Source organism: Planctomycetota bacterium, assembly GCA_018242585.1.
GTDB lineage: Bacteria > Planctomycetota > Planctomycetia > Pirellulales > PNKZ01 > JAFEBQ01.
Genome location: JAFEBQ010000032.1, coordinates 1 through 23,235 on the forward strand (window position 1 = coordinate 1; position 23,235 = coordinate 23,235).

A 23,235-nucleotide genomic window follows, 5' to 3' on the forward strand; every position below is an offset into this window, starting at 1 on the left:
TGACAGGCACCCGCGATCTCCCATCGGCACCGCTAGGCGAGCATGAACAAAAGTCTTCCAGAAGTTCGTGTCAAAGATGACGTGGCGCACGGCGCGCTTGCCGTTGACGTTCGGCATCCGCCAGTTATGACCGATACGATCCCCTGGCTTGCGTTTGTATTCCGAAAACGGCTGGCTCGACGCACCGACGAAGCGTCCGTGGCTCGGCATCACCACGCCGGCATGTGCCGATTGCCGGCAGAACTGGTAGATCACATCGGTCGATGAACCCCAGTTGGCGTCAACCAGACAGCGCTCGACACGCAGCATAGCGCCGTCGTCACGCCGCCATTCCCGCCCCAGGTATTCACGGGTGAGCGATTCGAGGCCAGCATAAATTGCCCCTTCAAGGCCGCTAGCCTTGGTGGCGACGGTCAAGGTGCTGCGCGCATCTCGCAGTGTGAAGTAAGGTCGCTTCTGGTCAGGGAATGTGCCATAGTCAACAACGTAACCTGTGAAATCATCCTCCCAGGCTGACACCACGTAGAACAACAGTGTCGCCTGAACGTCAATGAACATGGTGAGGTGGTTACAGCCAATGGGTACTTCGGCTCGCTGCATTCGATTGAACTTGCTGGCGATCTGGTCGGCGGTCAGTTCGTCGGCATCGACCGTCGCCTCGGGCAAGGGTTCATTCTGGTACTCGGCGAAGAAGGCTGCTTCGTCCTGGAGCTTCAGGTTCATGGCGTGCTGGATAGCTGACAGCTCGTCGTGGTTGAACCGCTCGGGCCAAGCGATCACAGCCCCTTCGTCCATCGCGCTGCGGTTCTGCTCGTAGAACGCTGTCGCTTCGTCGCCACCATGCCCGTTGCGCAGGCTTTCGGCTCGCAGTTCGGCATACTTGGACCAGAGCTTTTCGTTGGTGGGGAACGCATAGACCATCTTGGTCCGCTCGCCATTCCATTCGGGATGCTTATCGCGCGACAGAATGTTGTCGGCCATGTCGCTGGGACGGATCACGGTGCAGGGCATGATCCCTGAAATCTTGTTGCCGGGGCCGGCCAAGCCGAGTACCGCGCCCGCCAGAATGCTTTCGCGTGTGGCGCACTGAGATAATGACCGCGCTGATTCGTCGGTTTGAGGATCGTCGAGCACAACCAACGTGGGACGCACCGTGCGGCCATCCGACCGCTTGTACTTCATGCCACGAATACGACCGGTGATGCCGGCCACCTTGATGATCGCCCCCGAGGCGATGCTGTCGGGCATTGTAGGCAAGACGATCTCGCGGGCGGTCCAGCCAATGTGGGTTCGCTCCCCTTTGTAAAGCTGACCATTGCAACGGTTGGCGATCCCATCAAGGGCCTGGATCGGATAGACCACCTCGGGGAAGTCTTCGAGTAGCAAGTCATTGCCGTCGAGTTCCATCTTGATCGACTCGAGCATGTCCATCGCATGCCCTTCGTCGGAACCGATCAAGCAGACGAACTCGCGGTGACCATAAAGCACCGCCCAGATGCAGGCGCACTCACAGATCGTGGTCTTGCCGCTGCCGCGCGGCATGGCCATCGCAAACAAGCCACCGCGTAGCACCGCCTGCTCGATCTTGGCGATCACCTTCAAGTGGTCGGGGGACCACGGCAGGTGAAATGTCAGCGGAAAGTAGGCGTCGCAGAAGTAACGAAAGCTCGACGCGGCCTGCGCCTTTCGCTCGGGATTGACGACCGCCGGCAGTTCGCCGATGTCACGACCAGCCAGGGCGATCGCCGCATTGCGAGCGCGAGCTCGGTCCTTGAGCGCGGCATAGGGATCGCCCGCCGCCTCGGGCTTCGGTGTGTGCCTCTGCTGCACGAGCCAAGCCGTGTAGCGCAGCAAGTCAACGTGGCGAGCGTCGCCAATGCGCAGGCCAGCGCGACTGCGATGGCGGTGCAATTGCCGTTCGTTGATCACTTCGCCCAGGGGCGTCGAGTTCAACAGTCGGCAGAGTTCCGAGGGTCGTAGCTTGCGCGGGTCAGTCGCCATGTGATTCTCCCGCGCTGCGCCCCATCTCTTTCGCCAACCACGCGGCGTAATGGACCAGATTGATCGTCCCGTCGCGGTTGGTCGGTGCCCCCTGGGCCAGATCTTCGCGCAGCATCGCCTCGGTTACTGCCCGTCCTCCGATTTTCGCCAACAGGCGCGCCGCATCTGCTAGCGCCAGCGCCGTGGGATCGATCCGTATCTGGGACGTTTCGCCAGACATGCGATTTCGGCTCCCCTAAAACGCCCCAGAAAAACCTGCCGAATTCAGCCAGAAAGCAGCGGAACTGCGCTTGAGCTGTGGCGCAACGCATGGCTCATGTGTGACTGTCCGCAGCGAACAACCGAACCACGCAACGGGAGACCAACGATGAACGCGAAAGACCGCAACAAGAAACCACGCCTGGAAGCGGAAGCTGCTTACGAGAATGCCCACCTGGTGGCGACCGACCTCCTGCAGTGCATCGGCGAACTGCTGCAAGACATGCCCGCGCCGGGGGACGACGAACACCCGATCGATTGGGGGCACGTTGGCAGCCTGTCGCACGTCAACGAGCTGTTGTCGCAGATCGTCTGCTTCCTGGGAAACGTCGACGAAGACGAGGTGTAAGCCGAAACGCGCTGCGCCAGCGCGTCGCCCGTGGATGGTTCCCCGGGCCTGAGGATGGCAGCCACACCATCGTCCACGAAACGAAGGAGACCGACCATGTCCCCGAAGAAAGCCCCTAAGGCGACCAATGCTGCGAAGCCCGCAGCCAAGAAGGCCAGCAAGCCAAAGGCCGAGGCGAAGCCCAAGAAGCTGAGCGCAATCGATGCAGCGGCCAAGGTGCTGGCTGGCGCGAAGGAACCGCTGACCACGAAGCAGCTGATCGAAGCGATGGGCTCGAAGGGCCTCTGGTCCAGCCCCGGCGGCAAGACGCCCCACGCCACCCTCTACAGCGCGATCCTGCGCGAGATCGCCACCAAGGGGAAGGAGGCCCGGTTCAAGAAGACCGAACGCGGGCACTTCGCCGCCAACGGGTAACGCCTTTGTCGTTTCCAATTCAATCCTCCTACGCCCCGGTTAACGCCGGGGTTTTCTCGTTGGTCGGCGGAAAATCGCTAGTAAAGCACGCTTGACTAGTCGCGGTTCTTAGGCAAGACTTCTTTACTAGCCAGTTCATTCGGTCAAGGGAGCTTAACCAGCGATGCCACGGACAACAGGTCGATACAAGATCACCCGCGCGGGAAATGAGGAGGTGCGGGCATTCATCCCATACCCGCTTCCACCCACGAAACCTGCTTTGGAAATAACCGGATCGCTTCACGAACAGAATGTGGCGGCGACGCTGGCCTTGGGCAAACTGTCCGTCGCCGCGCAGATGGTGCCGAGTGCCGATTGGTTTCTCTATGGCTTCGTTCGCAAGGAAGCGGTGATTTCGTCGCAGATCGAGGGAACGCAGGCCACGCTCACCGATGTGCTGGCCTACGAGACGACTGGGAAGAGCGACCGCCCCGATGATGTTGAAGAAATCTGTAATTACGTGAAAGCAATTACTTGGGCACGCAAGGAAATTGGTCGCTCCGGTGGCTTGCCTTTGAGTACGCGTCTGTTGTGCGAGGTCCACCGGCGCTTGATGCAAGGCGTCCGTGGCGAGGATAAACATCCCGGCGAAATCCGCACGTCGCAAAACTGGATTGGCGGCTCGCGTCCTGGCAACGCTGCGTATGTCCCGCCGCCACCGGAGGAGGTTCCCGATGCGCTCTCGGCCTTGGATCGATGGTGGCACAGCAGCGATTCTTTGCCGCCGATCGTGCGTGCCGGCCTGGCACATGCGCAATTCGAGACGATCCACCCCTTTCTGGATGGGAATGGGCGCGTTGGTCGCATGTCGATCACGTTGTTGATTGAACACTGGGGTCTGCTCTCGACGCCGCTGTTGTACTTGAGCCTCGCGTTTAAGCGCCGTCGCGATGAATATTACCGCCGCTTGACGGCGATTCGCCGGGAAGGCGATTGGGAGGGATGGACCGAGTTCTTTCTCGATTCGGTATGCGTTGCGGCGGACGACGGCGCCTTGATAGCACAGCGATTGTTCGCGCTGCTCAATCAAGATCGAGTGGCATTGCTGAAGCATGCCGGCACGACAATCCCGACCCTGCGATTGTTTGAGAAGCTGCCAAGTCATCCGATGGTTACGCTGCCTCAGGTCATGAAAGTCTTGGACACCACCAAGCCCACTGCGGCCAAGGCCATCGACGCACTGCAGCAGGCCCATGTGCTGGAAGAAATCACCGGCAAGCAACGCGATCGCGTATATGCCTACCAGCGCTATCTTGACCTGCTGACGAAAGAGACGGACTAGGTTCATGGGTTCACCAAATGGTGTGCACTAAATCGCTCCGACTGGCGGGCGTGAACATTTGCAGAGGCAACAACGACGGTAGCGTGCTTCGGCTCCCGCTTGTCCCACCGCCGGTGGCAGGACACGCACAACCAGCGCACTTTCAACGGGTCGTCATAATTGTCATGCGCGGCCTCAATCCGCCCTGTCGCGCCACAAGCCTCGCAGTGCGTCGCTCGTATTAAATGACCTGCGAGAACGTGGTAACGCACGAGACTTTGAGCGGACCGCGCCTTGGCGATCGTTTTGCGGATCGTGTTGCGGCCAGTGGATTGTGCAATCCTTTTGCAGGCGGATGAGCAAAACTGGCGCTTCCGGCGAGGCAGTGGGCCGAACATGCATCCGCAGACCGGGCAAACCGTAAAGGCTGGCCGTCGTTTGTTGCCTCCCTGTTTACCGCTGAGCAAGCGCCGTTGATCGAGGGGTTTCAAGACCTTGAGCGTCAACACGATAGGCCTCCTTTCCTGTGAACTTACACCAGCGATCGACGATCACATCCGCGTATAAGGCGTCTAGTTCCATTAAGTACGCGTGGCGACCCGTCTGCTCGGCGGCAATCAATGTGCTGCCGCTCCCGCCGAAGAGGTCGAGTACGTTTTCACCCGTGCGCGATGAGTACTGCATCGCCCGCACGGCAAGCTCAACCGGCTTCTCGGTGAGGTGGACCATCGACTGCGGATTGACCTTCTTGACGTGCCACAGATCGGTGGCGTTGTTGGGGCCGAGGTAAACGTGGGCTGCCCCTTCGCGCCAACCGTAGAAGGCAATCTCAAACGCGCCCATGAAATCTTTCCGCGTCAGCACGGGGTGCTGCTTGTCCCAAACGATGCCCTGCGAAAAGTACAGTTCATGCTTCTTGAGAAACGGCGGATAGTTTCCGAGGTTGGCGTAGCCACCCCAAATGTAAAAGCCTCGGCCTGGTGCCAGCACGCGCGCGAGGTTGCCGAACCACGCATCGAGCAGCTGGTCGAACTCGCCATCGGTCACAAAGTCGTTGACCAGCGGTCGATCTTTGGCCCGGAGTTTCTTCTGCGTCGGCTTCGACTTCTCAGGGTGGCGAGCGACGTCGAGGCTTTGGTGGTGCGTGGTGCCGGCGAATGATGACAACCCGGCCGCGATGGCGTTGTTGCTGCGGGGCTCGACTTTCACGTTGTAGGGCGGGTCGGTGTTCACCAAATGAATCACCGCGCCGTCGAGCAACCGATCGACGTCGGCGGCCTTGCTACTATCGCCACAGAGCAATCGGTGGTCCCCCAGCACCCACAGATCACCGGGTTGCGTTGTTGCTGCATCGGGAGGCGCCGGCACATCGTCTGGATCGCATAACCCATCCTTCAACGTCGGATCGAGCAGCTTGGCGAGCTCGTCCTGGTCGAAGCCGAGCAATCCCAGATCGAAGTTGCACTGCTGCAGGTCTGCCAGTTCGATCGGCAGCAGATCGTAGTTCCATTCGGCTAGCGACGCCGTCTGGTTGTCGGCGATCCGATAGGCTTTAATCTGCTCGGGCGTCAGGTCCTTCGCAATATGGACCGGCACCTGTTCCAAGCCGAGTTGCTGTGCCGCCTTGAAACGAGTGTGTCCGCAGATGATCACCCCTGCTTCGTCGACAACGATTGGTTGTCGAAAGCCGAATTCTTTGATGCTCGCGGCCACGGCCGCCACGGCATCATCGTTCAGTCGAGGGTTGTTGGGGTATGGTTTGATAACAGATAATGGTCGCAGTTCGATTTGCATGAGCGTCATTCCTTTTTCTTGGGAGCAGAATCATGGCCATAAGACCGACCGTTCCACCGGATGTTGAATTGCGTTGCGTGAAAAAAACGGATGGAACTTTCAATGCGGGTGGTTACGAAATCGGCAACCCAATTACCGATCCCCGATATCAGGTTTACAAAGGCACGTGCGCTGACATTCGGCGCGTTCACCAAACACTCGTAGATACCTATGGCGAGACGACTCCGATTAAAGTGGGGGCTGATTGCAGCGAGTGTTTGTTAGAAGACTTGCCGACTTAGTGTTCGGACGACGAAAACAAACTCTGCTCCCAATGGCGACTGTTCCCGCCGCCATCGGCGGACCGATGTCGCCCGGAAGTACCTATTGGCCCTGGCCTCCGCTGACCTTCCGTCTGCCAGTCTGGCACTCTCTGCCACTTTGGCACGCGCGCCGTGGGCCAACGTGTGGCGGCGTGTGGCGTTCGATTTCTGTTGCGACGAACCGGCCAACCATGCGCTCGTTGGCAATCGTGGGCCAACAGTGGCGACGACACGCCGCAGGCGCGCTGGTCCCGCGCTTCGTCCGCAAGGGCGCTGGGAGCGCGGTGGTGTCGGTGGTGGGTGGTCCGCCTATATATAGGCGGGACCACCACCGCCAACCCCTGCTGGTCTCGGCGCGCCGGACCATCACGGACCACCGGGACCACCGGCAGCGGGAAGTTGGTATCCGAGCTCCTCGCGCTTGTTCTTTTGCAATTTGCATGTGACGACTTTCCCTTCTTGCACTAGCGCATCCAGAACTGCCTGGATCGCCCTCGCTCCCACGCCTGCCGTATCGCGGATCACACGCGATGTCTCTCCAGCAGGAAACTTTTCGAGCGCGCTGAAGACCGCATGACGCTGCCGTTCCAGCTTGGCTTCGTGAACCAGTTGTTTGCGGTCATCGGCTGCTTCGCTGGCAGCGGTGATCCGCTCATGATGAGCCTCGAACGCGCTGATCACTTCCACCTGCCAGCGACGACCGGCCAGTTCCTGGCGCGTTCCCTCTTCGATGTTCAAACCCCACAATCCGCTATGCCCGGCGCTGCCACCGACCGACATCCACAATTCGTGATGCCCGCCCTGGTCCGGGTCGTAACGAGCGCGACGGTTGAGCAGCACCCACTGGCGCACGAATTCTTGAAAGCCAGCCCAGGCGATGTTTTCCAATTCGGCGGGTTCGTAGGGATCGGCGATGCTCTTCTTGAGGTGATGGCAGAGTAGTGGCGTGCAGCCGGTGGCTTGCGCAATGTCACCCAGCGACTTCAAAAACGCGCCGACGACAAACAAATTGCCCGCTTGGTCGGCCAATCCGAGCATCATCAAATACGTCGGGTCAAGAATCAGGACTTCGAGCTGGTGGTTGGTGATAAAGCGTTCCAGGGCTTGCACCTGTTCCGCTTTGCCGAGCTGCGGGACGGCGAACGACCAGAGAACATTGGTAAAATCGCGCAGGCGACCTTGTTTGGCCACCGCGATACGACGCGCGGTTTCCTGGATCGTGGCCGCACCGGATTCGCCCGACATTAATCCCACGCGCACTTCCTTCTCGGCCGCGAAGTGCCCCAGAAACCGACCTCCGGAAGCAAGGGAGAGGGCCAGGTCGATGCTGATGTTCGTCTTGAGTGTTTTTTTGGGGCCAGCGATTACCCCCGGTTGCCCGCGCACGAGAATGCCGTTGATGAGGTATTCGAGTTCGTACTCGTTGTCATCGAGTTGTTGGGAAGTGATGGCCTCAAACGCCAGCGGCTCGATGGCACCAGACGCTGAAACCAGTTGCTCCCAATGATTCTCGGCGATGGCTGTCGCTACCTGATCTGGCGCGTAGCGCGTGACATTCCCAGCAATTCGATCTACTTCGACCGGAGACAACGACGGAACGCATCGATCGCGATTGACTTGGGTCAGGGCTGCGATGATTTCCGCTTTCGACATCCCGACCCGACGCATCGAGCCTGCTAACCGAATCAAGGTGCCGTTACGCTGGCCGGCAGGAATGGGATTGACGTCCGAGTTGCCTCTCGCTGCAATTTGTGGCGAGATTTGACCTAATTGGTCAAGCTGAGAGGTGAGCCAGTCGGGCGGCAGGGGTAATCGGTCTGAAGGGACGTCGAGTTCCGAGCCTGCTATCCAGTGATAAGTCCCATCGGGCCGGCGGGACGGGGCCACGACGATATAGCCACCATCGGTGCGGGTATCGACCTGTGCCGCAAGTTGCCCCACCGTGCAACGCCAAGTAGCACCAGCAGGTTTACGGAACACGTAATGCCAACCGCCGCGTGGCGTTCGCGCCGTCGGCGCAATCGAAAGCTCGATCGCACGTTCGGGCGTCAGCCACGGATTGTTCTCACCGTCGACGTCAATCACCAGCAGCCCATCGGCTGCCAGCCCGATACAAGCCGAGGGGAATTGCCCCCACCAAGAGGCAATTTGATCGGGGTCGCACGATGCGTCTTTGAAGCCGTGTCGAGTGAGCGGCGCGGGGTTCAGGCCGTCTGCGCACGGAAACACGCGGTAACCGAGTTCGGCGTAGCGCTGCGCTGCCTCCAGCAGCCTGACCATGAAAACGCCCCCACTCGATACGTTCCCAATCGACTTGGCACAAGTGATTCCGCTACTGAATAACTTCCGCAATCGGTGGGCGGGATGCGCCACGGGGAGGGCAAAGAATATTTTTGCGAGTGGCTTTTTTTGACGCTTGTGATCGATACGCCAGACGCCTATAGTATCTGGCGTGATAGCTGTCAGGTCTATTTAATGGATTTATGGGCTAATTAAAACGGCGGTCCGCAATGCCTTTGCAGCCGAAAAAACGTGGCCCTAAGCCAAAACTTGGGATTACCCCTCCGCAGCGGCGAACGCTGTTGGAGATCGACCGTTACTGCCGTCGTCACCAATTCGCTCCAACGATCCAAGAACTCGCCGACTCGCTGGAGATTTCTCCAGCGAGCGTCCATGAACAAATCAACCAGCTGGTGCGCAAGGGTTACCTAAAACGCTCCGGAGGCAAGACCCGCGGCTTGGTTGTCCTCCGCAAGCCCCAGGACCACCCGTCTCGACTGGTCCCCATACCGCTCGTCGGCACCGTCGCGGCCGGATGGCCTTCCTGGTCCGAGGAAGACGTGCTCGGTGAAGTGCTCGTGGAGCAGGATTTAGCGGCGAGAGACCGTTGCTTCGCGCTCGCGGTGCGCGGAGAAAGCATGCGTTCAGCGGGAATCGGCGATGGGGACGTAGTGATTATTCGTCAGCAACCGCTGGCTGAGTGTGGCGACATTGTCGTGGCGCTGGTTGACGGTGAGGCAACCGTGAAGCGGCTGTTCCTGCAGGATCACACCATCGAATTGCAACCCGAAAGTCCATTGAAAAAATACCGGCCGATTCCGATTGGCCCAGAAACTGATTTTAGAATTGTTGGCAAGGTCGTGGCCGTTCGCGGTCGCCTCGCCACGAATTGAAACTTCGCTGAGCGAACTCCTTGAGGCGCTGGGCCTAAGCCGCTCGATTTGTTGACATCCGTTGAACCGTCTTCTCGTTCGCCCAGCCGTCCCCTCGTCCCGTTGCCTGTGATTCGGGTGCGCGCCTGCGCGGTGTGTTGAGCTGATCGAGAAAAGATTTTTATGGCGCATTCGATCGCTCGTTTGCGGATGTTTTCAAGTGAGGAAGTTGTGATGCACTGAGACAGGTGACTGATGACGGTGGATACCAAGGCACTGGATACCAAGGCATTGACGCCCGAGCGGCGTTGGCTGCTGGAACGGATGCACCAAACGAATCATGGCACGATGCACAACTTGATCGTTCGCGGCGGCGAGCCCGTGCTCGACCCGCCACCGAAGATCAGGCAAGCGTTCAAGCTGAGTGGTCAACGGAGTAAGCCGAGAACGATTTCGAGAGAGTTTGTGCTGAAGGATCAGCATGTCGAATTGTTCGAGTTGATGGAAAGCAAACAAAACGGAGTGATCTCGAAATTGGTGATCCAGGACGGGTTGCCGTTTCTCGCGGAATGGGATGTCGATTGAAGGCTTGAGGTCTTCGATCGAGAACAAGCTTCACAGATTTTTTTAGCCAGACAATTCGCCGACCGCCAAGCGGAAGCGATTGTGGGCGACGCCGACAACGGCAGCGCACACAGTCGATCCGCTGTTTTTGTTGGTGCCGCTCGCTAGCGCCTCCGCCAGCCAGGAGCACCAATATGCCCACTTTGCATGCGCCGGACGTCACCGATAAGGTGGCCACCCATTTCATTCGCAACGCCGCTCGAGCGCTCGTCGCCGACGGCAGTTTTCCGCGGTCGGACCTCGAGGACGTGATCCAGGACTTGCAACTGGCGCTGCTGGAACAGTCCGACAATTTCGATCCCGACCGCTCGCGCTGGTCGACGTTCGTCAAGCACGTCGTCCGGAATACAGCGATATCGCTGCGCCGACGCCAGCGAGCGCTTTGCCGCCAGGCCCAAGGGGAATTGTCATCGCTTAACGTGTTGATCGCAGATGGCGATGGGCACTTGATCGAATTTGAGGCCACGGTCGGCGAGGAAGAATTCCGCACGGGGCATGGGCAGGATTTCGTACCGCATCCCGAGCAGGTTGAGTTAGCGCTCGATCTCGCAGCCCTGCTCGGCACGCTCTCGGAAGAATTGCGAGAGATTTGCGAACTCCTCAAGCTCCTCACGCCGACCGAGGCGCGCCGCGAATTGGAAATCTCGCGGACCACGATGGACCGCCGTCTGGTCGCGTTACGGGAGCTGTTTCGTGCCGCGGGCGTCGCTCCGCAGGACTGAAGCGGACGTCGCCGGTCTTTGGCAAGGTTCTCCCACTTGTTCGCGAGAGTTCTCATGTCAGATGCAGTTGCACAATTTGCTCCGACCGATGTGCTTGTCCATGAACCGGCGGAGGTTTACCACGCCAAGCGGGGCGAGTATCTCACGAGCCATTTGCTGGGGGACTTTCGCCGTTGTCCACAGCTTTACTTCCGCCGGCGAGCTGGGCTGATTTCCGACGAGAGCCGCCCCGCGTACCTGGTGGGGCGCGCTGCGCACGCGCTCATTCTGGAAGGGAAGGACGTGTTTCAAAACACGTTTGCCGTGGGAGGACCGATCAATCCGAAAACTGGCCAACCCTACGGGCCGACCACCAAGGCGTTCAGCGATTGGGCGGCGACGCAATCCAAGGAAATCCTCTCCGCCGAACAGTTATCTCTAGTTACGCGCATGGCCGAGAGCGTCGGTCGCCACGAATTGGCGAGCGAGTTACTGTCGGATGGTATCGCCGAAGGGGTGGTGCGAACGGATTACTGCGGCGTCCCTTGTCAAATCCGCATCGATTGGCTCGCTCCTCATCGTGCGCTGTGCGACCTGAAAACGGTCGACAGCATCGACTACTTCGAGGCCGACGCGCGGCGTTATGGCTACTGTCACCAAGTGGCATTTTATCTCGCCGTGCTGCGCCAGCGGATTGGGCTTTGGATGCCGGCGTATTTCATTGCCGTCGAAAAGCGAGAACCGTTCCGCACCGGTGTGTGGCGCATCGCGGACGAAGTGCTCCAACATGCGGTCGGTGAAAACGAAGCGGCCATCCGACGGCTGCGGCAGTGTGCGTCCACCGGGCACTGGCCCACCGGCTATGAGGAGCAACGTTTCTTTGACTACCTGTGAACTGCTGGCAACGCGTGACAGGTGTGGCGGGCAAACACCTATCTTGCTCTCGCGAGCCGTGCCGAATCAGCCGCCTTTCGCGGTTGCCAGCAACTTAATTACCTGCCACCGAACACCGATTTGACCCAACGATCAAACGAAAGGATAGCCAACATGGGACAATTACCACACGTCTTAAGCGGTCGCGTTGCCTCTCCCCCACGCCTGCTGGTCTATGGCACCGAGGGAATCGGCAAGTCAACACTCGCGGCCCGAGCTCCTCAGCCTGTCTTTATTCAAACCGAAGATGGTTTGGGGGAAATCGACTGCCATCGGTTTCCCTTGTCACAATCGTTCGCCGACGTGCAAGGATCGCTCACCGATTTGTGCAATGAGCCGCACGACTATCAAACAGTCGTGATTGATTCCCTCGATTGGTTGGAACGACTGATCTGGGATGCGATTTGCCAAGACTACGGCGCGAAATCGATCGAGAAGGTCGACGGCGGCTACGGCAAGGGGTACGTCTACGCGCTCACCCCCTGGCGGCAATTGATCGACCAGCTCAGCGTACTGCATCGCCAGCGTTCGATGGCGGTGATTCTCATCGCGCACGCCAAGGTCGAAAAATTCGACGACCCCGAGTCGAGTCCTTACGACCGCTATTCTCCCCGCTTGCACAAACATGCGGCGGCGTTGCTCACCGAATGGTGCGACGCGGTGCTGTTTGCCTCGCGTCGCTTGCGCACCCAAACCGAGGACGCCGGCTTCGGCCGCAAGCGGACCATCGCTCACGCGATTGGCAAGGATGGTGGCGAGCGCATTCTGCGCACGGTTGGCGGGCCGTCGTGCGTGGCCAAGAACCGTTACAACCTCGACGGCGAACTGCCGCTGGACTGGAACGCGTTGCTGGCGGGCATTACCTCGAGCGCAGCAATGAACGTCTAACCCATTCATTCACCAACTTCACGGAGACATCCAGCATGGCGACCCTTAAAGGCTTTAACGCGAACGACGTGGAACCGACGACCGATTTTGAACCGATTCCGGCTGGTAAATACCTCGCAGTCATCACCGAAAGCGAAGTTAAACCCAACAAGTTGGGTACCGGAAGTTACCTGCAACTCACTTTCCAAGTGATCGAAGGAGAATTCAAAGGGCGGTTTCTGTGGGCACGGCTCAATCTCGACAACCCCAACGCCACGGCGGTCAAGATCGCCCGCGCCGAACTGTCGGCCATTTGCCGGGCGGTCGGCGTCACGTCCCCGAACGACTCGATCGAGTTGCACGACTTGCCGCTCTTGATCTCGGTGAAGTGCAAGAAGCGCGCAGACACGGGCGAACTCAATAACGAGATCAAAGGCTATGCCAAGAAGGAAGCTGCCGCTGGTAAACCGGTTCAGGCGGCAGTCGATACGACTCCCCCCTGGCGTCGCGCGAGTTAGTGCGGTCGAGGTGCGCGAGGGAGCGGCGCGGACTGACGCGTCGTTCCGTAGCCTGCTCCCCGCGCCGGGACGGGGCGATTACCAAGGGGTGACGCGATGGGTTTGAAATCACGCAACAAAGGAAAACGTGGCGAACGCGAAGCAGCCGCCGAGTTGCGGCGGCTATTTCGCATCGACGCCAATCGTGGCTGCCAATATGCCGGTGGCCACGACTCTCCTGATATTCGCACGTCCATCCCTCGAGTTCATTTCGAAGTAAAACGGGCCGAAACATTTCGCCTTTACCCAGCCTTGAACCAAGCGATCGATGACGCCGGTCAAGCCATTCCGATCGTGTTGCACAAACAGAACCAGCAACCCTGGGTGGCAGTCGTGCGGCTCGACGATCTGCCGCAACTGGCCGTCGAACTCTACCTAACCCTCGCACAAAACCAATAGCTCAGTTGTTCATCCCACAGTCGTATGCAACTTCGTCCGTACCAAGCCGAGGCTGTCGCCGCTGTCTATCGACACCTGCGCGAGCACGACGACAACCCTGTGGTGGTCATTCCCACGGCTGGCGGCAAGACACCGATTTTGGCGACCATCTGCCGCGACGCCGTGAATGTTTGGAAGGGACGGGTCCTGGTCGTCAGTCATGTCAAGGAACTGCTTGAGCAAGCTGTTGCCAAACTGAAAATCGTGTGTCCCGAACTCCTGGTCGGCGTCTATTCAGCCGGGCTGGGCCGGCGCGACATCTCGCAGCACGTGATCGTGGCCGGCATCCAATCCGTCTATAAACGGGCCCAGGAGCTGGGGGCGTTCGACCTGATCGTCGTCGATGAAGCCCATTTGATTCCCGCCGATGGCGAAGGGATGTACCGACAGTTTCTCTCCGATGCGCGAGCCATTAATCCTCACCTGCGTGTGATCGGGCTGACGGCCACGCCATTCCGGCTGGACTCGGGATCGATTTGTGCGGCGGATCATTTTTTGAACACTGTTTGCTATGAGGTGGGGATTAAGGAGCTGATTCGCGATGGCTATCTCTGCCCGCTGGTGAGCAAAGCGGGCGCCTCGACCGTCAACACCAGCGCCCTGCGAGTGCGTGGTGGCGAGTTCATTGCCGATGAAGTCGAGGCGCTGATGGATGCCGATGCCTTAGTCAACGCGGCCTGCGCGGAGATCGTCGAGCGCACCAAGCAGCGGCGCGCCTGTCTGATTTTCGCCAGTGGCGTCCGGCACGGAGAGCATGTCACGCGCGTGCTGCACGAACAGTTTGGCGCGGAGTGTGGTTTTGTGTGTGGCGACACGTCTGCGCCGCTGCGAGAAGAACTTCTGGCCAGGTTTCGTGGTCAATGCTCCTCCGGTCTATTTGAACGTGCCCCGCTCAAATACCTTTGCAATGTAAATGTTCTGACCACGGGATTCGATGCGCCCAACATCGACTGCGTGGCGATTCTGCGCCCGACGATGTCCGCTGGCTTGTTCTATCAGATGGTGGGCCGAGGATTTCGGCTGTATTCCGGCAAGCAGAACTGCTTGGTGCTCGACTTCGGCGGCAATCTTCTCCGGCACGGCCCCGTGGATCAGGTGCAGCCCAAGAGTCGCAACAGCGATGGTTGCTGCCCAGCGCCGGCCAAGGAATGTCCCGAGTGCCATTCGGTGATCGCTGCTGCCTATGCGAGCTGCCCCGACTGCGGCTATGTCTTTCCGCAACCGGAGCGTCCGGCTCACGAGTCGAAAGCCAGTGAAGCGGGCGTACTATCGGGACAAGCCACGCTTACGACGCATCACGTATGCGACGTTTATTACTCGATCCACACCAAGCGAGACGCTCGCGAAGGTGACCCGCGCACGATGCGCGTCGACTACAAGGTCGGCTGGAACGACTACAAATCGGAATGGATCTGTTTTGAACATTCTGGTTACGCCCGACAAAAAGCGGTTGCCTGGTGGAAGCGCCGCTCTCCTGACCCGGTACCCGACACCATCGAGCGGGCCGTGGAACTTGCGCAGAGCGAGGCGTTGGCCAAGCCGCTTGCGATCACGGTCCGATCCGTGTCGGGAGAGCCCTATGAACGGATCGCCGATTATGAACTCGGCCCGCTTCCCGAACCGGTCTCTGTCGAGGGGCTGGCACTTTACGAAGACGATCCTGAGGTGCCGTTTTAACGGGGTTACTGCATGGCTCGAGTACTTGTGATTGGCGATACGCATTGTCCCGGCATGCGTCGCGGGTACGTCGACTTCCTCCAACGGGTTGCCGACACCCACGATGTTAACCGCGTGGTGCACATCGGTGACCTAGTTGATTGGGCATCGATCAGCTTTCACGAGAAGAGCCCGGCCTTGAGCAACGCGTCGCGAGAATTCAAGCATGCCAAGCTCCAGGTAGCCTCGCTGGTTCGCACGTTTCCCAAGGCCGATTGGCTTCTTGGCAACCATGATGCCTTGACCGAGCGGCAGGCGCTTTCGGTCGGGCTACCGCCGCAAGTGCTGCGCGACTATGCGGATCTATGGGAACTCGATTGGATCGTGCATCCGCGCTTCTCGAAAATCTGCATCGACGGCGTGATGTACGCGCATGGCGACAGCGGCCGCGCCGGCCATGACGCGGCACTGGCGCAGGCCAAGGATCATTTTCGGTCGACGGCGATTGGTCACTTTCACGGTCAGGCCGGCGTGAAGTGGTGGGCCAATCCCGAGTTCCGCGTGTTTGGCCTGTCGGTCGGATGCGGGATCGACGCCGGCCGCCTGCAGTTTGAATACGGCCGTCGGATCGTCGCCAAGCCGATTCTCGGTTGCGGCGTGGTCATCGACGGTCGTCGAGCGTTTTTCGAACCTTGGTTATTGAAATCACGTTGAGGACAAAACGATGCGTATCGATGTGAATGATGAAGCGTTTCGACTCCGGTTGAATCGGACCGACGTCCAGTCGGCCGAGCGCGCACGGGCAAACCTGATCGATCGCACGCCGAAATGCGATCCACGCCCGTGCCGGCCACGCTTGCGGGAGTGTCTCGATTGCGGAGGCACATTTTTTACGTGTCGTTGCCGGCCAGGCGAAGGTTAGGAGTGCAGCGAATGTGTGACCGCCCTGACACGATCAAGTTCCCCACGGGCGAGAATCCCAAAGACCGCCTGGGAATACGCAAGCCGCCGTTGCACCTGATACCTCCCGCTGCCGAAATCCTGGAAGGCGCAGCGATGGCTCTCGGCGCGCAGAAATACGGTGCATTCAATTGGCGCACGACAAGTATTCGGGCATCGGTGTATATCGCCGCCGCGCGAAGGCACTTGGTGCAATGGTTCGATGGCCAAGACAACGATGCCGAAAGCGGCGTCTCGCATCTGGCTCATGCTCGCGCCTGCCTGGGGATTCTGCTGGACGCGCTCGCCACGGGGAACCTCGTCGATGACCGTCCCTGTCCCGGCGCCTCGGCGCAGTTGATCGAAGAGTTCACACAGCCGAGGGAGTCCAAACCATGATCTATCTCGCCAGTCCTTATAGCCATCCCAGTACTGCTGTGCGCGAACGCAGGTTCGAAGAGGCGTGTCGTGCAGCTGCCACCTTGCTCCGGTCAGGCCTGGTGGTCTTTTCACCGATTGTGCATAGCCACCCGATTGCTGGTCTGGGGTTGCCAACGAACTGGGAATTCTGGTCCCAGATAGACCGCGCTTACTTGGCCCGTTGCGACGTGCTGGCTGTGCTGACTCTTGCGGGCTGGCAGGACAGTGTGGGCGTTCAGGCAGAAATCGCCTTTGCTCGCGAACTCGGACTGCCGACTGTTTACGTCGCGCCGGGTGACCTCGCAGTCGAAGGCCAAATTGCCTCGCCAATCGGCGTGCAAGAGGTGCCCGCCGCATGACACGTCGTCGCAGGTCTCAAGCAGCCGTCCCCCAAACGCTCCCTCTGCATGGCCACGTTATCGAAATGTCCCCCGACCAGCGCCGCCAAGAACTGGCCAGCATTCTCGCCGTCGGGGTTCTTCGCCTCCGGGCGCTCCGGCTGGCGGCGGGAAAATCGCTAACCGAAGACGCCACTATATCGTTAAATCCTGCCGCAACATGCCTTGAGGTTCCGGGCGAAACCGTGCTCAGTGTCCACACGGGTTAACGGTTTCGAGAGTCCTGAACACAAGGAGCAAACATGTTGAATGTAGCGAAAGAGGTCGCCGCACTAGAGCGGATGACCGTTGACCAATTGCAGGCGAAGTACGCCGAAGTTTTCGGCGAACCCACGAATGGACGCCACAAAGAGTGGCTCATCAAACGGATCATTTGGCGGATGCAGGCCAACGCCGAGGGCGATCTCTCGGAACGAGCGCGCCGGCGGGCGATGGAACTGGCCAACGACTCCGACTTGCGTATGACGCCACCGCGCGAGCGGACACCCGCCGCTAACGTCCCCGAACGAACCCTGACGCTGGCCTCAACCATCCGACCGAGTACCGAACTGCTACCCGGCACCGAGCTCAAGCGCGATTACAAGGGCCGGACCATTCGCGCCACCGTGCTGGACACCGGTTTTGAATGCGAAGGCCAGCGCTACAAGTCGCTGACCGCGGTTGCCAAGGCGATTACTGGCAAGCACTGGAATGGGTTTCATTTCTTTGGGCTGCGCCAGAATGGCGGTGGCCAATGACCCGAAGATCAGCAAAACCCCTCGCCCCGCTGGTGATGCAGTGTGCGATCTACACCCGCAAAAGCACCGAAGAAGGTCTCGAGCAGGAATTCAACTCGCTGGACGCCCAGCGCGATGCCGGCGAAGCGTATATCAGCAGTCAACGGCACGAAGGCTGGGTCTGCCTCCCCAACCGTTACGACGACGGCGGATTCACCGGCGGCAACATGGAACGACCGGCGCTCCAGCGCCTGATGGCTGATATCGAAGCGGGCCGGGTCAATTGTGTCGTGGTTTACAAAGTCGATCGCCTGAGCCGGTCACTGCTGGATTTTGCCCGGATGATGGAGGTCTTCGAGAAACACCACGTCTCGTTCGTTTCCGTCACGCAGCAATTCAATACCGCCACGTCGATGGGACGGTTGATCTTGAACGTGCTGCTATCGTTTGCGCAGTTCGAGCGGGAAATGATCTCGGAACGGACCCGCGACAAAATCGCCGCCACCCGCCGCAAAGGCAAATGGTCCGGCGGCATGCCGATCCTGGGTTACAACGTCGTCGAGACCAAGCTGGTCGTCAACGAGGCGGAAGCCCAGCAGGTCCGTGAAATCTTCGATTTGTACTTGCAGCGGCAGTCGCTCCTGGCGGTGGCGAAAGAACTCAACGCGCGGGACCGGCGGACCAAGCATTGGATCACCCGCAAAGGGACGGCGCGCGGCGGGCGTCGGTTCGACAAGAACGCTATTTACGACCTGCTCACGAACGTGGCCTACGTCGGCAAGGTTCGCTATAAGGACGAGGTTCACCGAGGGGAGCACAGGGCGATCGTGGACGCCGAAACGTTTAATCAGGCCCAATCGCTTTTGCAACGGAATGGCCGCGCCGGCGGCAAGTCGACCCGCCACCCACCGGCCTTGCTGCGGGGTGTATTACGTTGTACCGCCTGTGGCTGCGGCATGAGCCACACCTATACCGCGAAGGGGAATCGGCAATACTGCTATTACGTCTGCCATCGCGCTCAGAAGCAGGGCTGGCAGGTTTGTCCGTCGCCGTCGATCCCCGCTGGTGAAATCGAACGGTTCGTCATCGACCAACTCAAGGGTATCAGTCACGATCCGCTCTTGATCGAAGAAACCCTGGTTCAGGCCCGCCGCCAAACGGAAGATCAAATCCAACGTCTCACGGCGGAACGTCCGCGCCTAATGCGCGAACTCCGCGATGGCCATGTCGAGCTCACGCGGTTGGCGACCTCGGCTGAGCCAGGGGAGCCGGGTCTTCCAGATGCCCACGATCGAATTAGGCACGTCGAACGGCGGCTGGCCGAGCTCGATGGCGAACTAGCGTCGATTGAAGCAAGCCCGCTCAACAAGACCGACGTGGCCGCGGTACTTGCCGACTTTGACGCCCTCTGGGGCTGCCTTGCCCCGCACGAGCAGGCGCGCGCGATCGAGCTGCTCGTCGAGCAGGTCGCTTACGATGGGAGGGTGGGGAGCATTTCGATCACCTTCCGGCCTGCCGGCCTGACGCAATTGGCGTTGGAATTGGCCCTGCGAAAGGAGCAGGTGGCATGATCACCATCGAACACAAGGTGCATTTCGGATTCGGTCGGCGTGCTCGAAGGGTGCTGCATGAGGGAGACGCTCCGCCCTCGCCCGCCCCAGGACGCGTGCCCCGCGTGGCGAGGCTAATGGCGTTGGCGATCCGGTTCGAATCGTTGCTTCGCGACGGCGCGGTGGCCGATCAGGCAGAACTAGCCAGGCTGGGGCACGTGACACGAGCAAGGCTGTCGCAGATTATGAACTTGCTCTGTCTTGCGCCGGATATTCAGGAAGCCCTGCTGTTTCTGCCCGAAGTGGTGCGTGGACGGGCCCCTGTCACAGAGCGGGATTTGCGGCCGATCGTGGCCACGCCGAGCTGGCAAAAGCAGCGTCAAAGTTGGTCTCGACTCAACGGCCCGGTCGCTTGCGGTTGACAGCACCTGCGAGCAACTATTAAATGGCGGCGACTGCCACATCCTCGTTCTCGCTACCGTGAAAAAAGACGGGACGTTTTTGCAACTTCCGCTCGAGACTTCCCGGACCGTGGTGGGATGAGACGGAAGCCAGGTCAAAGTTCATCTGCGGTGCCGCGATCTAGCCATCGGCATTAGGGGAACCTTGAACGTCAACGTCGAATGACAGGCCGATGTCGGTGCAACCGGTTGCATCGTAAAAACAGAAGTCGTGGTACGAGTATGACGCAATCAGCCGCGGCCCGATTCCGAAAACCACCCGTAGTCGAAGTCTGGATTTCCGTAGAGTTCGACCCGAACGAAAATAAACGCGAGTGGCAATTGGAGTTGGTTCAACAGTACGTCGAACTCTATCAGGCAGAACTTCCAAAGCTCGAAGCGGTTCACGAGCGACAGATTCAGGTCGATGAAACGTCACCTCAAGCGCTCCCTAAGGTCATCGGACAACAGGTACGCTTGCAGTTCGTTCGCATGTCGAATGGACGGCGGACACGAGCGCTTCAGATTGGAGACGACCAGTTGTCGTTTCATGTTCTGAAGGAAGATCAGGCTTATCCGGGATACCGGATTGTGCGTGATGAGATGCAACGAAAGCTCGATGACTATGCTCGAATTTTCCAACCAACTCGAATCCGTAACGCGACGTTGCACTACCTCGACATAATCGACATTCCGCGACCGGAAAGTGGCGAGATCGACCTCCCCGACTATTTCGTAGCGTCTATCGACCTTCCGGAGGAACCTTTTGGGCAGATTGGTGGCTTCGCCCATCGATTTCAGATGGCGTGCCCAGTGGACCCTGGGCCCTTGCTGCTGCAATTACAGGCCATCCCGTCCCCCCCGGAAAGCAATGTCTTCCGGTTTCGCATGGACTGGCACAAACAGTCTGCCGCCGTGAACACGCTGGATTTATCGCAAGTGTGGTCGCGGATGGATGTTGCGCACGACTACATGAGGCGATGTTTCCTCGCGTCGTTTACACAACGTACCCTTGAATTATTCGATCCTGTCTCGGACACTGAATAAATGCCGTTCGTTGCGCTAAATCAAGATTCGGGCTGGGCTACGCCTGCCTACGTGTCGTCCATCGACGGAACGATGGACGTTTCGTTCCGCCAGTATTTTGAATCCGATATCGTTCGTTCCATCTTGAACGACCTGCGGATTGCGGGTGTCACGTATCCATTACGGAGACCATGTCCCGCGAGCTATATTCCGGGAGTCGGCGAGTTTCTCGTAGAAGGATTTAGCCCGGTATTTGTTGGTCGCGGTGCAACGATTGAGGAAGCCCGAAGCGATTGGCTGCTTGCTGTTCATGCGGGGTTTCAAGAATTGATTTCTAAGCGACCGTTCGAGATGGCACCGAGTGATGTGCGTCGGTGGCATGTGCTTACTTCCCAGATCGACGTAACGGTGTATCGAAACCAGACACCGATCCTAGTACGTCAGTTTGGAAAGGTCACTCAGGCCCGGCCGTATCCACAACAGATTCAATGGGAAAATGGCGAACGCGAGGCCATTAGTGTGGAGCAAGTCGAGTCCCCTGATTTCATTACATTCAAGCCGGGCCAGCCGATCGAGGCCGTCGTTGCTCGCGACCCGCTCAATTTTCACCTCTTGCGGATCGTGCATATCGAGCGCCGCTCAACGCCATCACGGCTTTTACCCACCGAAGAAGCAGAGTTGCTTGAGTCGATTGGCTCATCGCAACATTTACCTCCTGCTGGCTGGGAATAGTCCAATCGAGGTCGCGGAGTCGGCATGGAAGTCTTCTTCTTGGATGTAGGCCAAGGAACGTGCCAAATTATTCTCCTGGGGGGCCGGCGCGCGATCGTTCTCGACTGCGGGGTTCCCAATGATCGGCTGGTGCTTCAATTTCTTCGGCGATTGGGCATAGAATACCTTGACCGCCTCATCATCTCGCATAGTCACAGCGACCACATTGGGGGCGCTGTTTCGGTCCTTGGCGAGTATCAGGATCGGATCGAAAAAATCTGTTTCGTTCAGGACGACCAATTCCTAGCCAGTTCATTCTGGCGTCGAATCTCAGAATTGGTGCGCGCGGGGACGCTTACAAAACAGCACTTGATTCGCCTCGAAGCAACGACCGAGCCCCAACTGATCTGGTCAGATGAGCCGCGTTCCGCACGTTTACGGACATATTCCCCTACGGCCGCTGAAAATTTGTTAGCACAGGATGCCGGCCAGCAGAATCCGACAAGCGCGGTGCTTTTCTTCGATGTTCGCGATCAGCGTATCATTTTTGCTGCCGACTCCGAAGTTAGCCAATGGCAAGAGATTCGCGCACAAAGTGGAAGGCGAATGGCTTGCCGCGTACTTGCCGTTCCACATCACGCGGGGCGCGCGCATAGTTCGCCACAAGACTTAGAGTGGTTGTTCGGCGAAGCGTTGGCGGCAGAAGTTGCCGTTATTTCCGTCGGCACGAGTAACACGCATGGGCACCCGAGGCAGGATGTGATCAAAGCGCTGACGGCGCGAGGCGCAAAAATAATGTGTACTCAGATCACGCGCCGATGCAATAACAGTCTCGAAACATTGCGTCCGGCAGTATTGCGACCGGTTCTGCATCAGGGCCGGTCATCCTCGGTTCGTGATGTCACACGTGCCGGCAACAGTCGCAACGTTGCGTGCGCCGGTACAGTACATGTATTGGTCTCGCCCACGGGGATGGAAATTCAACAGCTTGCTGCACATCAGCAGGCCGTAGACAAGTTGGCTGCCTCATCTGCCCCAATTTGTCCTCTATGTCGCTTGAGTTGAGGCAACTTTTCAATCGGTGACAGCGAGACTCCGAACCCAACCGGGTTGTTAACCCGATGGGGTCTGTTAAACGGAGAGCGCGAGAGTCCAGGCGCGGGGGTGGCCAAAAACGATGGCCGGGGGAGTTCGTGGCGAGCCGGTGGAGAACTCTCGCCGCGTGGCCCCACGTTGCAAGTCGTTGCCTCGTGGGCGGAAAACGCAAAACGCCGAGGGCTCTCGCTCTCAGCGTTTTCTGTAAACCAGCGGGTCAGCGGCAATTTCGCAAACCGGAAAAGCTCCCCGACTAGGACTCGAACCTAGGACCTAGCGGTTAACAGCCGCGCGCTCTACCAACTGAGCTATCGGGGAATAATCCGTAAAATCTAATCCAACTTCGCAATTCAGGCAAGCCGTGATTTTCCCTGGCCCACGATCGCTAAACGACAGCGGCGCGGGAGGTTGCGAAGCTTCGCCAAACGGGCGCTTCCGCGAGTTCTCGATCGCCGACGGCTCGTGGCGCAACTGCTCTAGTGCCGCAGGTCGGCAGCTTGTCAAATGAGCGGCGTGCTGGCAGCCGTTCGCGCATTAGCAAATGAAGCGCCGACGAACGCTCGAGGCGCTTACGCCACCGCCGCCAGTCCCCTG

24 protein-coding genes, 1 tRNA gene and 1 other RNA gene are annotated in these 23,235 nt (G+C 59.1%); 21 read left to right on the forward strand and 5 right to left on the reverse strand.

The genetic code is table 11. From position 1 onward, the window contains the following. Window positions 1-2,001: phage terminase large subunit family protein (locus JSS27_15785; GenBank protein ID MBS0210405.1), on the reverse strand; the 2,001-nt coding region annotated here is incomplete at its 3' end. Further along, window positions 1,991-2,221 carry a hypothetical protein gene (locus JSS27_15790; GenBank protein MBS0210406.1) on the reverse strand — a complete coding sequence of 77 codons (231 nt, stop codon included), beginning with the start codon at window positions 2,219-2,221 and terminating at the stop codon, window positions 1,991-1,993. The genes JSS27_15785 and JSS27_15790, both read right to left, overlap by 11 nt. A gap of 147 nt (window positions 2,222-2,368) precedes the next feature. Between JSS27_15790 and JSS27_15795 the strand changes: the two genes are divergently transcribed. The 4 genes from JSS27_15795 (at window position 2,369) to JSS27_15810 (ending at window position 4,343) form a co-directional block, all read left to right on the forward strand. Continuing rightward, on the forward strand, window positions 2,369-2,608 hold the full coding sequence (locus JSS27_15795) for a hypothetical protein (protein ID MBS0210407.1): 240 nt from the start codon (window positions 2,369-2,371) through the stop codon (window positions 2,606-2,608). Further along, window positions 2,608-2,675, forward strand: an RNA gene (locus JSS27_15800) — hammerhead ribozyme type II. Before JSS27_15795 ends, JSS27_15800 begins: the two co-directional genes overlap by 1 nt. A 29-nt stretch (window positions 2,676-2,704) precedes the next feature. Further along, entirely contained in the window at window positions 2,705-3,022 is a 318-nt protein-coding gene (locus JSS27_15805) for a winged helix-turn-helix domain-containing protein (protein ID MBS0210408.1), read from the forward strand. A gap of 163 nt (window positions 3,023-3,185) precedes the next feature. Beyond that, window positions 3,186-4,343 carry a Fic family protein gene (locus JSS27_15810; protein ID MBS0210409.1) on the forward strand — a complete coding sequence of 386 codons (1,158 nt, stop codon included), beginning with the start codon at window positions 3,186-3,188 and terminating at the stop codon, window positions 4,341-4,343. 432 nt (window positions 4,344-4,775) lie between these two features. Here the strand turns inward: JSS27_15810 and JSS27_15815 are convergent, their stop codons facing one another. Continuing rightward, window positions 4,776-6,116 (reverse strand): ParB N-terminal domain-containing protein, encoded by a 1,341-nt coding sequence (locus JSS27_15815; GenBank protein MBS0210410.1) that lies wholly within the window; start codon window positions 6,114-6,116, stop codon window positions 4,776-4,778. Window positions 6,117-6,784: 668 nt separating this feature from the next. Beyond that, window positions 6,785-8,698 (reverse strand): bifunctional DNA primase/polymerase, encoded by a 1,914-nt coding sequence (locus JSS27_15820; GenBank protein MBS0210411.1) that lies wholly within the window; start codon window positions 8,696-8,698, stop codon window positions 6,785-6,787. Window positions 8,699-8,928: 230 nt separating this feature from the next. On the opposite strand from JSS27_15820, the gene lexA reads away from it, so the two are divergent. The 17 genes from lexA (at window position 8,929) to JSS27_15905 (ending at window position 22,611) form a co-directional block, all read left to right on the forward strand. Further along, a complete protein-coding gene (gene lexA, locus JSS27_15825; GenBank protein ID MBS0210412.1) occupies window positions 8,929-9,591 on the forward strand; it encodes a repressor LexA in 663 nt (220 codons plus the stop codon). A gap of 234 nt (window positions 9,592-9,825) precedes the next feature. Next, on the forward strand, window positions 9,826-10,155 hold the full coding sequence (locus JSS27_15830; protein MBS0210413.1) for a hypothetical protein: 330 nt from the start codon (window positions 9,826-9,828) through the stop codon (window positions 10,153-10,155). A 173-nt stretch (window positions 10,156-10,328) separates the two neighbouring features. Further along, window positions 10,329-10,916, forward strand: coding sequence for a sigma-70 family RNA polymerase sigma factor (locus JSS27_15835; GenBank protein MBS0210414.1), 588 nt, complete (start codon window positions 10,329-10,331; stop codon window positions 10,914-10,916). Window positions 10,917-10,970: 54 nt separating this feature from the next. Then, the gene (locus JSS27_15840) at window positions 10,971-11,789 is read left to right on the forward strand and encodes a PD-(D/E)XK nuclease-like domain-containing protein (protein MBS0210415.1); all 819 of its coding nucleotides are present in this window, start codon (window positions 10,971-10,973) and stop codon (window positions 11,787-11,789) included. Between the two features lie 153 nt (window positions 11,790-11,942). Next, on the forward strand, window positions 11,943-12,716 hold the full coding sequence (locus JSS27_15845) for an ATP-binding protein (protein MBS0210416.1): 774 nt from the start codon (window positions 11,943-11,945) through the stop codon (window positions 12,714-12,716). A 35-nt stretch (window positions 12,717-12,751) separates the two neighbouring features. Further along, window positions 12,752-13,213 carry a DUF669 domain-containing protein gene (locus JSS27_15850; protein ID MBS0210417.1) on the forward strand — a complete coding sequence of 154 codons (462 nt, stop codon included), beginning with the start codon at window positions 12,752-12,754 and terminating at the stop codon, window positions 13,211-13,213. 96 nt (window positions 13,214-13,309) lie between these two features. Beyond that, entirely contained in the window at window positions 13,310-13,651 is a 342-nt protein-coding gene (locus JSS27_15855; GenBank protein ID MBS0210418.1) for a hypothetical protein, read from the forward strand. Window positions 13,652-13,675: 24 nt separating this feature from the next. After that, window positions 13,676-15,367, forward strand: coding sequence for a DEAD/DEAH box helicase family protein (locus JSS27_15860; protein ID MBS0210419.1), 1,692 nt, complete (start codon window positions 13,676-13,678; stop codon window positions 15,365-15,367). Between the two features lie 12 nt (window positions 15,368-15,379). Next, window positions 15,380-16,060 (forward strand): metallophosphoesterase, encoded by a 681-nt coding sequence (locus JSS27_15865; GenBank protein MBS0210420.1) that lies wholly within the window; start codon window positions 15,380-15,382, stop codon window positions 16,058-16,060. Window positions 16,061-16,279: 219 nt separating this feature from the next. Continuing rightward, a complete protein-coding gene (locus JSS27_15870; GenBank protein ID MBS0210421.1) occupies window positions 16,280-16,684 on the forward strand; it encodes a hypothetical protein in 405 nt (134 codons plus the stop codon). Next, entirely contained in the window at window positions 16,681-17,064 is a 384-nt protein-coding gene (locus JSS27_15875) for a DUF1937 family protein (protein ID MBS0210422.1), read from the forward strand. Before JSS27_15870 ends, JSS27_15875 begins: the two co-directional genes overlap by 4 nt. A gap of 281 nt (window positions 17,065-17,345) precedes the next feature. After that, window positions 17,346-17,840 carry a DUF2924 domain-containing protein gene (locus JSS27_15880; protein ID MBS0210423.1) on the forward strand — a complete coding sequence of 165 codons (495 nt, stop codon included), beginning with the start codon at window positions 17,346-17,348 and terminating at the stop codon, window positions 17,838-17,840. After that, window positions 17,837-19,390: a recombinase family protein gene (locus JSS27_15885; GenBank protein ID MBS0210424.1), complete on the forward strand. Its 1,554-nt coding sequence runs from the start codon at window positions 17,837-17,839 to the stop codon at window positions 19,388-19,390. Before JSS27_15880 ends, JSS27_15885 begins: the two co-directional genes overlap by 4 nt. Then, window positions 19,387-19,791: a hypothetical protein gene (locus tag JSS27_15890; GenBank protein MBS0210425.1), complete on the forward strand. Its 405-nt coding sequence runs from the start codon at window positions 19,387-19,389 to the stop codon at window positions 19,789-19,791. The genes JSS27_15885 and JSS27_15890 overlap by 4 nt, the downstream gene beginning before the upstream one ends. Before the next feature lie 261 nt (window positions 19,792-20,052). After that, window positions 20,053-20,856, forward strand: coding sequence for a TIGR04255 family protein (locus tag JSS27_15895; protein ID MBS0210426.1), 804 nt, complete (start codon window positions 20,053-20,055; stop codon window positions 20,854-20,856). Beyond that, on the forward strand, window positions 20,857-21,567 hold the full coding sequence (locus JSS27_15900) for a hypothetical protein (GenBank protein MBS0210427.1): 711 nt from the start codon (window positions 20,857-20,859) through the stop codon (window positions 21,565-21,567). It abuts the gene before it with no gap. A gap of 24 nt (window positions 21,568-21,591) precedes the next feature. Further along, window positions 21,592-22,611 (forward strand): MBL fold metallo-hydrolase, encoded by a 1,020-nt coding sequence (locus tag JSS27_15905; protein MBS0210428.1) that lies wholly within the window; start codon window positions 21,592-21,594, stop codon window positions 22,609-22,611. Between the two features lie 275 nt (window positions 22,612-22,886). Here JSS27_15905 and JSS27_15910 read toward each other — a convergent pair. Further along, a tRNA-Asn gene (locus JSS27_15910) sits at window positions 22,887-22,959 on the reverse strand. Between the last annotated feature and the right edge of the window lie 276 nt (window positions 22,960-23,235).